Source organism: Ruegeria sp. HKCCD4884 (genome assembly GCF_013110855.1).
Taxonomy (GTDB): Bacteria; Pseudomonadota; Alphaproteobacteria; order Rhodobacterales; family Rhodobacteraceae; genus Ruegeria.
Window position 1 is genome coordinate 363,833 of sequence record NZ_WVRJ01000003.1, and the last position, 14,928, is coordinate 378,760.

Annotated in this window: 14 protein-coding genes; 6 read left to right on the forward strand and 8 right to left on the reverse strand. The window is 53.2% G+C overall.

The genetic code is table 11. The features are described 5' to 3' along the window. Positions 1-59: 59 nt before the first annotated feature. From GS636_RS06605 to GS636_RS06615, 3 genes are all read right to left on the reverse strand, one after another. Complete coding sequence (locus tag GS636_RS06605) at positions 60-410, reverse strand: hypothetical protein (protein ID WP_171188248.1); 351 nt, start codon at positions 408-410, stop codon at positions 60-62. A 1-nt stretch (position 411) separates the two neighbouring features. Beyond that, entirely contained in the window at positions 412-909 is a 498-nt protein-coding gene (locus GS636_RS06610) for a hypothetical protein (RefSeq protein WP_171188251.1), read from the reverse strand. A 434-nt stretch (positions 910-1,343) separates the two neighbouring features. After that, a complete protein-coding gene (locus GS636_RS06615) occupies positions 1,344-1,493 on the reverse strand; it encodes a Gfo/Idh/MocA family oxidoreductase (RefSeq protein WP_216602841.1) in 150 nt (49 codons plus the stop codon). A gap of 208 nt (positions 1,494-1,701) precedes the next feature. On the opposite strand from GS636_RS06615, the gene GS636_RS06620 reads away from it, so the two are divergent. Both GS636_RS06620 and GS636_RS06625 read left to right on the forward strand, forming a co-directional pair. Further along, the gene (locus GS636_RS06620) at positions 1,702-2,355 is read left to right on the forward strand and encodes a GntR family transcriptional regulator (RefSeq protein ID WP_171668876.1); all 654 of its coding nucleotides are present in this window, start codon (positions 1,702-1,704) and stop codon (positions 2,353-2,355) included. Between the two features lie 264 nt (positions 2,356-2,619). Next, positions 2,620-3,567 (forward strand): DMT family transporter, encoded by a 948-nt coding sequence (locus tag GS636_RS06625; protein ID WP_371808705.1) that lies wholly within the window; start codon positions 2,620-2,622, stop codon positions 3,565-3,567. A gap of 324 nt (positions 3,568-3,891) precedes the next feature. Here GS636_RS06625 and GS636_RS06630 read toward each other — a convergent pair whose 3' ends face one another. The 3 genes from GS636_RS06630 to GS636_RS06640 form a co-directional block, all read right to left on the reverse strand. After that, complete coding sequence (locus GS636_RS06630; RefSeq protein WP_171668877.1) at positions 3,892-4,710, reverse strand: tyrosine-protein phosphatase; 819 nt, start codon at positions 4,708-4,710, stop codon at positions 3,892-3,894. Positions 4,711-4,830: 120 nt separating this feature from the next. Continuing rightward, positions 4,831-5,019 carry a hypothetical protein gene (locus tag GS636_RS06635; protein WP_171188274.1) on the reverse strand — a complete coding sequence of 63 codons (189 nt, stop codon included), beginning with the start codon at positions 5,017-5,019 and terminating at the stop codon, positions 4,831-4,833. 332 nt (positions 5,020-5,351) lie between these two features. After that, the gene (locus tag GS636_RS06640; RefSeq protein ID WP_371808697.1) at positions 5,352-7,010 is read right to left on the reverse strand and encodes a sulfatase-like hydrolase/transferase; all 1,659 of its coding nucleotides are present in this window, start codon (positions 7,008-7,010) and stop codon (positions 5,352-5,354) included. 855 nt (positions 7,011-7,865) lie between these two features. Here GS636_RS06640 and GS636_RS06645 point away from each other — a divergent pair. Then, a complete protein-coding gene (locus GS636_RS06645; RefSeq protein WP_171668878.1) occupies positions 7,866-8,252 on the forward strand; it encodes a helix-turn-helix domain-containing protein in 387 nt (128 codons plus the stop codon). An 872-nt stretch (positions 8,253-9,124) separates the two neighbouring features. Here GS636_RS06645 and gltS read toward each other — a convergent pair. Both gltS and GS636_RS06655 read right to left on the reverse strand, forming a co-directional pair. Continuing rightward, positions 9,125-10,345, reverse strand: coding sequence for a sodium/glutamate symporter (gene gltS / locus GS636_RS06650; protein ID WP_171668879.1), 1,221 nt, complete (start codon positions 10,343-10,345; stop codon positions 9,125-9,127). Positions 10,346-10,434: 89 nt separating this feature from the next. Beyond that, entirely contained in the window at positions 10,435-11,376 is a 942-nt protein-coding gene (locus GS636_RS06655; protein ID WP_171668880.1) for an AraC family transcriptional regulator, read from the reverse strand. 331 nt (positions 11,377-11,707) lie between these two features. Here GS636_RS06655 and GS636_RS06660 point away from each other — a divergent pair, with 331 nt between their 5' ends. From GS636_RS06660 to GS636_RS06670, 3 genes are read left to right on the forward strand one after another with little or no spacing between them, the layout of a single operon-like run. Beyond that, positions 11,708-12,802, forward strand: a complete 1,095-nt coding sequence (locus GS636_RS06660; protein WP_171668881.1) for an HlyD family secretion protein — start codon at positions 11,708-11,710, stop codon at positions 12,800-12,802. A gap of 15 nt (positions 12,803-12,817) precedes the next feature. Then, entirely contained in the window at positions 12,818-13,855 is a 1,038-nt protein-coding gene (locus tag GS636_RS06665) for a DUF2955 domain-containing protein (protein ID WP_171668882.1), read from the forward strand. 60 nt (positions 13,856-13,915) lie between these two features. Beyond that, positions 13,916-14,899, forward strand: a complete 984-nt coding sequence (locus GS636_RS06670) for a hypothetical protein (RefSeq protein WP_171668883.1) — start codon at positions 13,916-13,918, stop codon at positions 14,897-14,899. Positions 14,900-14,928 lie beyond the last annotated feature (29 nt).

The following is a 14,928-nucleotide window of genomic DNA, read 5'->3' on the forward strand; positions in this document are numbered from 1 at the left end:
CTGATGTGGTTTAGGTGATGTCTTCGCATTGGCTTGTCTCTCACGTTTGCGCTTGGTCATCAGATCAACCCGTATTTCTGCGGCGTGGCTGGCCAGTCTTGCGGGTCGGTCTTGATCAGTTTGATGATGCCTTCCAACCCGGTCGGCCAGCCGTGGTGAATGTGATAGCCGTTGATCTTGGCCAGCGTGCGCAAAGCCGTGTGAACTTTGTGGGCGGTGTCTTGGTTGCCGTGTGATCCAATCAGTAACGCTTGGTCCATCCGTTCCTGTTCAACGAAGGTCTGAAGGTTCGACCGAAGCCAAAGCACATAGGCGATCCGTTGCAACGGATCGTTCGGCCATTCGAGCGGCTTGCCACCGTTGGCTAGGATCATTTCGCTTTCGGTGATGTCCGACGGTAAGTGGACCACATTACCCCCCGTTGATCGCGTTATTCAGGAAGTCTTCGAAGCTGGTCACATTGTCGGGTGTGTCGGGGCTGGCGCTGGCTGTGTCGGGTGCTTTGACCGATGATGCCGCCAAGGCGATACCATCCTTGGTGCGCAATCCCAGATCGCGGGCCAGTGCCTGCATCTGTCGGCTTAGTTCCTGCTGATGTGCGTGGATCGGGCTGCGTCCTGACGATCCGTTCACGTGCGTCACGATGGCGGGTGTCATCATGCACAGGATGCGGTTGTCGGCCATCTGCTGCGTCACGAACGCCAGTTCAACGGTCATGTTCAGATCGGCTTCGGTCCATTTGTCCGGTGCGGATCGATAGAGGTTCGCAAACGTACGCTTGCCCAGATCGTTCAACACTTCCAATCCGGCCACATCCGGCACAGCCACGCTGGCGGGTTCGTCGGCCTGTGCGGCCTGTCGTAAGCCGGTCAGGCTGTCATTGCGTGTCTTGTGCTGTTTACGGGGCATTCGTGCAAATCCTGTCTAATTGCGCGTAAATCATCCTGAATCAGTGTGTTCCAACGGTATTATTGTGGCGTCAAATTACTATCTATTGCAAGATTTTTGCGTGAACCCCGGTCAAATCTGAAATTAGCACGAAAAGTTTTGGACCCACGCCGGTGACGAACTCCCTATCGATGCTTCACTCGACCCCCGCCCTAGATCGATCAGCTACCGTCCATCAAACGTATATACATCGTCACGTCATCGATCAGTGATCAGTCATCATCGTTGCATTGCGTGAAGATAGTGATGGGGATGGATGGTGTGTGCGTCACTGTGCGTGCGTCACATCAGATCACAATCAATCAACGAACAATCAGTCACGTGTCGCTGTCGATGCAAGCTAATGGCAACAGCAACTGAAAAGAAACCGGGCCAATGGCTCATGCGGTGGACCGTCACCGACCCGGTGACGGGTAAGCACGACCTTCATCGCTGGGGTCGACCACCGCGACGAGATCAACATGGCGCAACGCTCGGATAGCGTCCGCGTGGCGGCGTCCAACAAGACCAATGCCGACAATGGCAATGCGAAAGTTCTTAGACACTTTGCTTCCTTCCGGAGGGCCCGGCGAATCCCGAAACCGATGATTGCGATCGGGCTGCTTTGCCCAACTTGGCCACGACCGTATTGGGGTTTTCGCGATTCCGCAATAATGTATGATATTTTTATTTTTACCATACATCAGTTTGGATTGCTGATGTCTCTGGAAAATGCTAATTGAACGAGGAAACTGATAATATCGGGTGAAACGCATGGCGAAACAGCCGTCTACGATAGGTGCAAGCACCTATCAGCGAATCAAGCGGGACATCATCTTCGGGGAGTTGCAGCCCGGCTCCAAACTGAAGCTGGACGCCTTGAAGGAACGCTACTCGGCAAGCCTTTCGACACTTCGTGAAACGCTGAACAGGCTCGCCAGCGACGGATTTGTCGAAGCTCCTGAGCAACGGGGGTTCCTGGTCACACCGGTTTCACGAGAAGACCTGACCGAGATATCAGAGCTGCGAGTCTTGTTGGAATGCCACGCGTTGGAGTTGTCCATCGCGAATGGCGACACAGACTGGGAAGGCAACCTTGTTGCCGCACACCACAAACTGCACCTGATGGAACAGCAGCTTCTCAAAGGCGACGAGTCCGAGAAAGAAACCTGGAAACGATATGATTGGGAGTTTCACCAAGCGATGATCGCAGCCTGTAACTCCAAGAACCTTCTGTCTCTGCATTCAATCATCTACGACAAGTACCTGCGGTATCAGATGCTTGTGCTGACTTATCGCGGCGAAGAGGCGGTCAAGGAGCACAAGGGCATGTTCGATGCCGCGCTGGCCAGAGACACCGACACGGCCAAGAAACTGTTGGAGGATCACATCCGAAACGGCCTCACCCACACGTTACAGGCTATGTAAGGCGGCATGCTGATTGCGTGCTTCGACGTCTTCAGGTCGACTTGGCAGTGAAAATCTCAAAATTCTAAGTCTAAATCGAGAAGTTTGTGAACGGCCCTTAGCTGCCCTTTGGCCCGGCCACCTGATGCGGCTGTGCGGCCCTTCAGAGGAGAAATTCGCCACGAGCGCTACATCCAATTCAACCCGAACTCGTGGATTGCGGGACTTTTGCCTGTCGTCGTATTGAGAACAGACAAGCATTTGGCGACATCTCTAAATGAAACGATGACCTCTGCCGAACCCATACCTCAATCTCCGGATCGCACCCTTGTTGGCGTTGCGCTGATGCTGGGGTTTTGTCTAACCGCTCCTTTGCTGGATGTGTCTGCGAAACTCGCGTCGACCAGTGTGCCGGTTGGGCAGATTACGGCTGCTCGGTTTGTGGTGCAATGTGTGCTAATGGCGCCTTTCATCTGGATAATGGGACTGTCGTTGCGCGTGGCGAAAGATCAGGTGATGGTGATGGTTTTCCGCTCATTGCTGCTGGTGTTCGCAACATTTTGCTTCATTGCCGCGATCCGGGTGATGCCCCTTGCCGATGCGCTGGCAATCGTGTTCGTTGCCCCTTTCATCGTCTTGTTGGTCGGCAAGATCTATCTTGGAGAAGCCGTTGGCCCGCGTCGCGTTGGCGCGGCGCTTGTGGGGTTTGTCGGGGTGTTGTTCGTCATCCAGCCAAGTTTCGCAGCTTTCGGCGCTGTTGCTATTATTCCGCTTGGCACGGCAGTTGCCTTCGCTTTCTACATTCTTTTAACCCGGGGGTTGTCGCGTCGGGTGCACCCTGTGACCCTGCAATTCCACACCGGCCTGATCGCCAGCCTGGTTTGCATTCCAGCTCTAATTGTTGCGCAAGGTTCCGGCTCTGATTTGTTTGATCCCGTTTGGCCGACAGATATCGCGTTGTTGTGGCTTTTGGGCGCTGGCTTTTTCGCGACGGTGAGCCACATGATGATGACCTATGCGCTGTCTTTTGCACCTTCCGTCACGCTGGCACCGCTGCAGTATTTTGAGCTGCCGGTCGCAACCTTGTTCGGCTATCTTGTCTTCAATGATTTCCCGAACACGCTTAGCCTGCTTGGCATTGCGATCATCATCAGTGCGGGGCTGTATATGATACATCGCGAAAGGATGGCGGCCAGGCAGTTGGTCACCGTACGTGCCGTACCTCCAATCTAAGGCTACTCGCTCGGTCCGTTCCGGACATACAAAGTGCAAACACAAAGTCAAAAGCAGAAAAGTGAGGCACAATACTGGACTTAAACCAATTTCCGAACACTACCCATTGACCCCATTTCCTTTATTTTGTTAATTTTCAACATGTTGACAAAAAATCCTACCACCCCAGCCAGTTCATCAGAACATGGAACGACGACAGGCACTTGGGGCTAAACGCTCCGGGAAATGCCCCCGTTTATGCCCCCACCACCCGAGCCACTTGTTAACAGCCCTGGGGGAATCTTTGGGGCGGACCCTCTCTACTTGCGGGAGGAGAGGGTAGCCTCATTGAAGGTATCTGTTTCGTAGAGAGTCCAAGTCCTCATCTGTAAGACCAAGACCTTCGCGAAGGTAGCCTTCGACCGAACCATAGCTCTTTTCAACGCTGTTGTAGAACTCGTCGAGATAGGACTCCCGAACCCCGAGCGAAGGCCAGACGGCTGCTGCCGTCATATTTGTGCCGTAAGCCGCATTGACTTCCGCCGCGATCTGTTCGGCCTTGTTGTCAGCATCTTTAAGCACGTTGCTCATCATGAAATCGGCTTGAATGTCTTCCTTTGTGACACCAAGCGCGGTCAGGACAAGCGCGGTCGCGACACCGGTGCGATCCTTCCCGCCGGAGCAATGAAATAGAACTGCCTCCCCTTCCGGCTGGCCAAGCAAAACGTCGAACAGATCGCGGTATTCGTCTGTATAATCCGTTGCGATGTAACCAAAGGCACCGGCAAACAAGGCATCTGTTCCCTCCGCGGTGGCCGTCCCTGACTTTATGCTGGCGCGCATGTCTTCAATCATCTGACTTTCACTTTCCATCACAGGGAAATTATGGCGTTTGGGTCCCTCCCCTTCTGGCCATTGCGCCGGGTGGGCCGTCGCTTCGGATGTGGTTCTGAGATCAACAATTGCGCTGACCCCCATGTCGTCCAGGCGCTGTTTGCTGCGCTCACTGATCTCGTCTATCTCGCCGGATCTGATGAGTTGCCCCGCACGTACAACGCGACCGTCCTCCGTTTTCAAGCCACCGAGGTCTCGGGTGTTGAGGACACCTTCCAGGGGAACAGCCCGCTCCTCATCCGCGATGACGGGAAATGTGCCAACCGTCATCAGAAGGAGGGTAACGCCAATTGATCTAACCAGGTTCATGTCTCTCTCCATTGCCGTGTAGGACTTAGGTCTTTGATGTCTTTGCCCCGCGTAGATCGACGAGGTCTGACATTGGTTGGCTCAAAACCCACCAAAAACGGCGACCTGCGTGTCAGTGCTGTCGACAAGATCATAGCCAACAGAGTCGGAAAATACTGTCCCGCGCACTTCGGCATCCGCATTGGCTGGAATGCCTGGACCCACGGCGGCGTCCTGGTCATCACTCAGATCCAGATACAACGTGTCCGCAAAAAACCAACAATTTGCCACGCCGCGCCTCGACCGCGCCCATCTATGCGAAATCGAGATTGTCGAGTATTTCGCTGAAGCTGATGTCAATGCTGCGACCGGTTGTTGTTTCGCCGCTCAGTGCCGGGCCCCAGAGGTATAGGTAGCCTGTGAAATCCCAGTCCGCGTCTTGCGCATTCCCATTTGCTGACCAGCCTAAAAAAGGGCAACGCTTGTGACGGCCAGATGTTGTCTTTGGGTTGGTGTGGTTCTTTCAATCATGACATTGACCTGTTGATGTGCTGGCTACTCATCGCGATGCACTTTCGTTACCTTTGAGGCGCGCGTGGACAGCCCCGCGCGCCCTTGGGGCTTCACTCTTGCCAGCTCATGAAGACCTGTCGTGCTTCTTCGCTTTCGGGGCGCAGGTTTTCGATACCGCCGTAAGGGATGTCTTTGCCGATCTCAGAGTTCGGATACTTGGCGATCATCTTCTGGTGGCGCTTGATCATGTCCTGAAACGACGCGCCGGCCCAAAGCGAGTACCCCACCAGCGGATGCTGCTCGCGCGGGTCGCGATAGATGTTGTAAGTGGGTGCTGCGGCTCCGGGTGCGCCTGGTGCCGGCAGGTGCATCTTGAACTCCTGCTTTACGACCGAGCGCAGGACCGGACCTTCGTACACATAAACGTAGTCTCTGCGCCCATTGCCTTCACCTTCCAGCAGCAATGCTGTCTGGTCGATGCCATCGATCACCCGGTCACGCGGGATATAGTCCGTAGCGCCCGCGATACGCGCGATTGTGGTGTAGATATCCGAGACGTGAAAAATGTCACCAGCAGCGCTGTCAGCTTCAATCACACCGGGCCAGCGAATGAACGCATCAGTGCGCACCCCCCCTTCGAGGTGTTGGGTTTTGCCCCCCCGGTATATCAGCTGGTTCAAGCCGGATGTCCCTTCGTAATGGTACATCAACCCGTTATCAGCCATGATCATGACTATGGTGTTGTCCGCCTCGCCGGTTTGTTCCAGCGCGGCGAGGACCTCACCTATCCAGCCGTCCAGAAGCTGCAACTTGTCCGCGTGAAACCCTCCGTTACGCGACAGTGCTTGATCGGGATAGGCAAAGTTCAGCGGATACAGCGGCCAGTATTGGAGAAAAAACGGTTCATCCAGGGTTGCAACGCGCTCAAGCTGCTCGATCGCCTGTGCCTGATAGCGTTCGTTCATCTCTTCATACTTGGCTTGAGTCCATTCTTCACCCACAGCCATTTCGACCTCGCGCGCTGGCCCGCCTGCTTCCGCCTCGACGCCCGTTACCAAACCGTAGGGTTTGAACCGCTCATCCAATAGAAACGCATTGTTCTGTCCGGACGCATGGTATCCCAGCATATTATTCGCTTGCATCGCTTCGCGCGTCATCAGGCTTAGCTGAACCTGTTGATGCAACGGGAAAGCCGCCCAGTCGAAGCCTTGATTGTGCGGGTAGGCCTCCTCGATATCGCCCTGGTGCCACTTTCCGACGTGGGTTGTATTGTAACCCGCCTGTTTCAGGATTTCCGGCAGCGTCACTTCGCTGGCAGGCAGCCCTTCCCCGACCAAAGCAACTTTCACTTCTTCCACACCGGCCCTGATCGGATGGCGTCCGGTCAACATGGCCGTACGCGTTGGAGTGCAAGAGGGCTCGGTGTACATACGCATCAACGATATGCCTTCGCTGGCAAAATCATTGATATTCGGGGTTTCTATCCCCATCACGTAGTTCATCTTGCGCTCGCCCATCTGGCCGAAGCTGATGTCATCGATAAGGATGTACAGAAAGTTCGGTGGCTTGCCGCCGTTGGCGTCCCGGATTTCCGCCAACCTCGCTTCAATCTCGGTGTCCTGCGCATCCCATTGTTCGCCAAATTGAGCGCGCAGGAACTCATACTCGCCATCATGCACAATTGCGTCTTGTTGTGCGACCGCTGGCACCGCACTTAGCACTGTAAGCATACAGGCAGCGATACCAATCTTCTGTGTAACGTTAGTCACTCTTAGATCCCCCTTGAGTACTCATGGATTCCATGGCCTGAACAATCAGTGCGTGGCACGTGGCCGAGAGCGATTGCTTTGATCTCTGCGCCAACTCCAAAAGGCGTTGGTGCTCAGGTGGCGTAAGGAACGTCACGACCCGCTCTGACCGCGCATCGGCTTCAGCAAGCCGCGGGCGACCCATAGTCGTATCGTTTGAGGACCCCCCAGTCACTTGACACCTCGCCTATCGAATTAGCTACATTACCGGTAAACTGTCAGGCTCTGTAAATGGACCACATCAAAAATTCGCCAAATTTGCAGAATACTGCCCCCCCCAGATGGGAAGGGGTGGCACCGGCAATCGCGCTGGATTTTGACCATCCCAATATGATCGGTGACTTTACACCTTGGGAGATCGACTTTCGACAGCTTGACCCAGGTCGATTGTCTACGAGAATAAAAGTGCGCTCAGGGCACTCGGTGTCCGCTTTGAACATCGCGATGAATCAACGTGTACACCAGCGGGGTGTATCTCCAAGCGGATGGATAACATTTGGCATTCCATCACAGGGTGCTGTCGAAAGATGGCAAACAAAGGACGTAACCGATAGCGCATTCTTGTCTTTTGGAGATAGCGACGGGTTTGATGGTGTTTCTACGGCCGGATTTACGGGCAATGTTGTTTCGTTTGAAACCCGGCGGCTGGAAAAGTTGGCTGAGACCTGTGGATTTCACCTGGATGGCGACAAACCGGATGCTCGAAAATTGAGCTCAAAAGAAGGCTTAGCCAGCCTAATGCAGTTGGAGCGTCGTGTATCCCACTTGCTTACCTGTACCGATGCGCGATGGTCTCAAGAGACTGAGGGAACTCTGATGCTTGACGCCCTGAACATCCTGACTGACAACGAAGCACATTTCGACAAAAGTCAGGTCGATACCCGACGGCGCGTTCTTGGCCGTGCAATCGACCTCATGTTCGTCAATCTGGAAGAGCCAAAATCGATAGAAGAGATATGCAAGGAAAGCGGGGCGTCCTGGCGAACACTGGATCGCGCGTTCAAAGAACAGTTCGGACAAGGCCCCAAGTCATACTATTTGCGGCTTCGGTTGAACCGAGTTCGTGAAGACCTTCTTGCAGGGCACTCAGAGGGCACAATAACCGACGCTGCCAACCGGCACGGATTTTGGCACATGGGACAGTTCGCACGCGACTACAGGATGTTCTTTGGCGAGTTGCCATCCCAGACGAAGAGCGAGTAGATCAACAAAGTTTCTCTGCAATTCGTGTTGGTCGCGACACCCAGCCCAAAGCGGCTGCACGTCGCTCGACTTCTCGACATTTTGAACGCCTTGCGCCGCCGGCAACAACCGAGAGGTGCGACGCATATCTTCCTAAACTCCCCTAAGAAAGTAGTAAACACCACCCACTTTCTTCTGAGTAACGTACTTCGCTGAGATCAAAGTCGCTCCAAATTCAGCGACGACTAGATGCATAGCGTCACCTTGCATGTCACCTTCGAATCCAGCGAATGCGCTTTAACACGATGAAATTTAATATTTTTAATGATTTAAAGTGGTGCCCCCAAACGAACAAACTTCGAACCAGATCTTGGAGGAACTGGCGGACTGGTCAAAAGTAATAAATCAGATGACCGGCACTCCCTAGATGCAGTGTTCATTGGTTGACCTTGTGCAGTTGTCACTTGTCACAAGAAAAGGATAGTGACTCCTTGCATGCCTGACTACATGTCAGCCCATTTGACTATGACTACCCCCTTTCTCTTGGGTATGTCCTCTCGGTCGACAAGTTTGTGAGACAGGTCAAAGTCTTCGTTAATACGAACCACTAGCAATTTGCTGAAGTTCCCATCCATGTTGATGACGACCTCGTCTCTATTCTTGAATGGTGTAATCGTCTTAACTCAACGAAATCATTGCCCATGCGGCCGTCTGATCCTTGTGCGTAATTCCTATGAAACTCAAGGCCATGAGTAATGGCGCCACAAAGTTTACCGATTTCACCGTAGATGGGAGGTCAAAGCGACCTCCCATTTCTGTTTTAGTGCTAAAGCCGAAATTTAAACGCCATTTAGCTCTCCTTGCCTGACGACGGAGGCACACGAATTATGGATTCAACCGAATCCAAGGAACCACTGAATGATGATCGCGTTGGCCAGATCCACAAAAAACGCAGAGACCAACGGCAAAACTATGAACGCAACTGGTGATGGTCCGTAGCGCTGGGTAACTGCTGTCATGTTTGCGATGGCGGTTGGCGTTGCACCCAAAGAGAAACCGGCGAACCCCGCTGATATGACGGCTGCGAAGTAGTTTTTTCCCATCAGGCGGAACACGATGAAAATAATAAACGCGACGGCCGCGACGGATTGCAAAAGCATGGTCGTGATTAAAACTCCCGCACTGCTGGCCAGGGTCCACAACTCCATGCTCATCAGCGACATTGCCAGAAACACTGACAAGCTGAATTCGGAGATCACGTTCATTGCCGGCGTACCCGCGGGCCATTTGAGCTTTGGAAACAAGGGCGGCAACAAGTTCGACAGTACGATGCCGCTTAAGAGGCACGGCACAAACAGGGGCAGCTTGACCCCTGCTGCCTCCAGTGCTTCGAACACGGAGTAGCCAATCGCAATAGCGATGTGAATCCACAGAACACAATTCATCAGATCGACATGAGTAACTGTCGATGGTTGATCGGTAGTTGGCTCCGCAACCGTCGCAACTTCTTCTTCTGCGTCGTCGACACTCTTGAGGTCGTTCTTTTGAATGAGAAAACGGGCAATGGGTCCACCCAGAACGCTGGCCAGGATCAGACCAACGGTCGCCGTGGCTATTCCCAGTTCGGAAGCGCCGACAACTTGGTAGCTATTTTCTATGGTTGGGCCCCAGGCAATGGCTGTGCCGTGGCCTCCAATCAAGGATGCGGTTCCCAACAGCACGCCTGCTTGTGAAGGCATGCCGAACAAAAGCGCACCAATCATGCCCACCACGTTCTGCACGAGCATAAAAGCAATCGTGAGCCCAAGCATGAGCAAAAGAAGGGGTCCACCCTTTATCAGATCAGCGAAACGGGCGTTTAGACCAACTGTCGTGAAAAAGTAGACCAACAAAAAGTCTCTGGCGCTTAGTTCGTAGCTGATTGCACGGCCAGTGGCTAAAACCACAAGCAAAGCCAGAATGGCCGCCAAAAGGCCTCCGCTGACTGGCTCCGGAATGCTGTACTTGGACAAGACTGCGTAACGGCGGGTCAACCGTGCGCCAAGAAAATAGACCAATATACCGATTGTAACGGCACCAAAGCTGTCAATTTCTATCGGATCAAGCATTTCCATGGTGTATTGTGTCCCCGTCCAAGCAATGGAATTTCTGTCAGTTTTGTTAGGATTGGTTTTTTCCAAGTCTTTGAATTTGAGAAGTTAGATCAGATATCCTTTTTAATTTTGCTCGGAGGTATTCCGGTCCACCCCTTGAATGCGTGCGCGAAGCTTGTCGCGTCAGAGTAGCCAAGCATCTCGGCCACTTGCGTCACACTGTGATCGCCTTCCTTCAACAATTCTTCCGCGCGATTGCGCTTCAGTTCCGCCAGCAGTTTGCCAAGGGTCGTGCCCTCTTTCCTTAGCTTCCGAGCAAGCTGCTGCTCGGATAGGCCAAAAATTTCAGCTGCTTTATTGTTGCTTAGAAAGCCCGCATCCACGTGCGGCCTAAGGGCTTCGCTGACACTCTCGGTAAGTGATCGAGGAGGTTTCCGTTCACCACCGTCATCTACGGGGACTTGGAAGTACCCTTCCTTTGAAAACTCCAAGTTCAACCACTCAGCGGGAAACGCTACGCGATGCCCAAACCTGTCCCCTTTGATAGGTTTGGAACCTTTGAAGTCATCCGGTAATGCATTGGGGTCGCTTACGGTTATCATCGTATTGGCAGCGGACCACTTACTCCCGACACTCCTTGCGACAATCTCTGAAAATAAGCAGGCAAAAAACGCGTCTATCTGAGCAGGAACGAAAGGTGTTTCAAAATACCGCTTCCCGGACATAAGCGCTGACTTGCCATGTATGTCCAAGTGGTGCTCGGTTGAACTTGAATGCTCAGTCGCAGCGATAACGACTGCCGTCAGAAAGGAGCCGAGCGTTTTCGCCTCTTTGGCAGCGTCGACCAATGGTGGCCAGTTTGAAACCGCCATCTTCACGCCAAGCTTCCCCAGCAGATGAATATCATTTGTGGCCTCAGCCGCCTCTTCGAACAGCTGGTACATGACAATTGCGTGGATATACGCGTCGGGGTCATCGAACGAGGATCTTGAAATGCCCAAGCGTGTTAGCAGCTCATCGGTGTCGGCATAGACAGCATCCAGCGTGCTCAAGATCGGTCTCGCTGTAGACAACCGGATCAAGGGCTGCGCGGGGCCATTCATGTTCGACCCTCGGAAAGTGCAAGGCTCATTTTCCACCTCGTTACTATGACATGGAACCGCAACAGAGTTCCGTCGACCTGATGATTTTCATCAAAAATCGAAGCTTGATGACCAGAACTATCATGTATTGTAGATATTCAGATGCCTAAATGTTTTGCAGCAAGTCGCTCGTCGAAGTGCCTTTGAACCAATTCCGTCAGTAGGCGATCTATTAGAACTGGTTCTGCCAAAGGCAAAAAAAGCCAACCTCGGTGAGCTTACTAACGATGAGAGAGGTGATATGGCGGACTCTGACCACGAGCTTCAGCGACCAGGATGGACAGTTCCAATCGTCGCGGTAATCATACTGCTAATTTTTGTTTGGTATGTATTTAGCGACAGGATCACCCCGACAACTAACAATGCCTCGGTACAGGGTTACACTATTGCGGTAGTTCCCGAAGTATCGGGTTACATCGCTGACATTTCGATTAAAAAGAACACGCTCGTTCCAACTGGCACGACGCTGGCATCCATAGAAAAAACGCGCTTTGAAAATGCAGTTGAAGCGGCTGAAGCAGAGCTGGAGGCCGCCGGACAGACCGTTGGTGCCTCGACTGCTTCTGTTGCCACAGCAACCGCAGCATTGGCAAAGGCTCAGGCGCTTCTGGAAGAAACCCGAGCGCAATCTGCCCGCATCTTCACGCTGGAGGAAAAAGGAATTTACGCTCCAGCGCGCGGCGACGAAGCACGTGCAGCAGTTTTGACCGCAGAAGCCGCCGTTTCCGCAGCTGAATCCGAGTTGGAACGCGCCCGAGAGCAACTTGGCTCCGCGGGTGAGGACAATCCACGCCTCCGATTAGCAGTCGCGAAACTTGCTGATGCGCGCCTTGACCTTGAGAAGACAGATCTTGTCGCCCCCGCGGACGTTATCGTGGGTGGGCTGAAGATTGACGAAGGGGCATTTGCAAATGCTGGTGCGCCCTTGATGACCCTGATTTCAATCGAGGATCAGTGGGTCGAGGCCTTCATGACCGAAAACAACCTGACGCGGCTTGCACCCGGCAACAAAGCCGAAATCGCCTTTGATGCCTTTCCGGGACGGGTCTTTGAAGGGAAGGTCAAAAGTACCGCATGGGGTGTCTCGTCAGGAAAGACAGTTGATCTTGGCGATCTTCCAACCGCATCAAAACCAAAGGGGTGGTTGCGCGATCCTCAACGTTTTTCTGTGATTATAGAAACTACGAACTACACACCGGCAGACAGTCTTGATCAGCCCGGACTCCGTTACAATTCGCAAGCGACTGTGGTGGTCTATACGGGTGACAACCCGTTTTGGAATACCTTGGCCAAGGGTTGGATCAGGTTCGTAAGTTACCTGTCTTACCTGTACTAAGTCGGCTTACTCAGCATGTCCGCAGCGCCTCCATCATATGAATCCCGCAATCGAAGAGCGTTTCGGCTGGCTTTGGGTGTCACTGTCGTTTTTACGCTTTCGCAGATTTACCAGTGGCCCGTCGCGCTGCTTGCATCTGCCGGTGCCGTCGCCTTGCTTCAAGATGCCAAGGCGATGCCTTTTTGGTTTGGTTTGCGAACAATCATAATTGCCATGGTAGCACTCGCCGGTGGGTTTCTGACAGCACTGCTTCTGTCGGGCTATCCGGCAGTCATGGTACTCACCTATGGTTTCTTGTTCATCCTGCTGTTTCGCTTTGTGCTGACAACGGGTGAACACTTGATCATCTTTGTGGGTCTTCTGGTTGGCTGCACTGTAATTCCAGTCCTGGTATTGATCTGGCCCGAGCTTGCATTGGTCGCAACGATTGGTGCGATGACCTCGTTCTTCGTTGCATGGTTGATCTCGACATTTGCGTTCGCAATCATTCGGCCGCCAGCGGATGTTCCACCGGCACACGGACATTCGGATTCAGATCTGGATGCAACACAAATCTCGGTAACGCTCGGACTAATCCTAGCCACTTTGCTGGCAGTCTTTTTGGTCTTTGGCCTGACCGACATTCTGGTCCTGATCTATTCAACGATCTTTGCGCTTTCCTTGACTATTTCTGGCGTCCGAGAGTCCTTCCTCACTTACCTTGTCGCCAATCTTGTGCTGGCCGGGCTGGCGACAATCGTTGTCTACGAAATCCTTGTCATGGTCCCTTCGCTGCCGATGATGTCCGCTTTGGTGTTCCTGGTCATGTACGTGTTCGCACAACAGACCTTCGGACACTCTCCAATTGCGGCAGCATGGTCGAGTGCATGCTTTGGCTTTGTACTCCTGCTGAGCGGCACACTTCCTAAAGAGGGCGTCATGGCCACTGACAAGGTTTTGGATCGGGTCGTGCAAATCGGCACAGGCGCTTTGTATGTCGCTGCCGTGTTTGCCGTAGTCGGGTTTATTAGCCGCGCCAGGGCTTACTCAAACCCCGGAGGCGCAAATGGTTGAACGGTCTTGGCCGAGCTGGCACACGATTTGCATCATAGCGTGTCGATCCGGTGGCTGCTCATGATGCGCTTTGACTGGTCCAAAGTTGATCTCAAACTTGGCTTCTGGTTCGCAGTCGTATCGTTCGTTGTCATGAACCTGGCACAGTTTCGGGATGCCGCGTGGATGACGGCGGGTCTGAGCGCTCTCTTGGCCTGGCTTCCACTCCTTCTGACGCAGCACAGGCACGTCCCCAGCGGCATTGCTGCGATATCGGCTTACTTGGTTGCAGGATGCGTTCTCTCTTTTGTTGGGCACGCATCTCTTTCAAGTGAGGTTGGCCGGGTATTGATCATTGGCGTCATCTCGTTCGTCGCAGTATTGACGTTGCGGTTCGGGGTATTCTGGTATCTCGTCGGCTATGTTCTGGTGTTTTGGTACGTTCTGTCTCCACTGTTTTCAGCAAACCTCGGCTTGTACGACACAATCGAAGGGCATGTCGTTGGATGCTGCGGAATTCTGATCTTCTGGATTTTGCAGGGCCAACGGATCGATGGTTACAGTTGGGATCGTGATTGGCCTGTCGAAGAACGCACGCCTCTTGGGATCGTCTTTCCTTATGCCGGAATTCTATCTGCAACGATGATGATCGGGATTGGTGTTGGCGGTCGCATTCTGTCTTCAGACCCAACGATCATGGCCCAAGCTTCTCTGAACATAATCAGCCCGTCCGCGGAACAGACACTGCAAGCGGGAATAGGCAGAATGATATTTGGCGTAGGCGGCGCGATAGTAGGTTTTTACATCGGCTTCTTATTTCCCGGATTGATCGCCTACGAGCTTGTGATTGCAGTCTGTTCATTTGTAGCGCTGGCCTTTCTTTGGGTGAACATCGGGTTCTTAGTTGGGGCCTTCGCGATCATGTTCACCTATCCGATTGGCGCGGTCGGAGAAGCCGGGCACGCAATCGGCAATGAAAAGCTTCTCGCCGAATTTCTTGGAATTTTTGTTGCAGCAATCGCGGTCACGGCAATCGGCCGCGTCTTGGTCAAGGGCGGCGCATGAATGGATAGTACATCCCGAACGAACCGAAT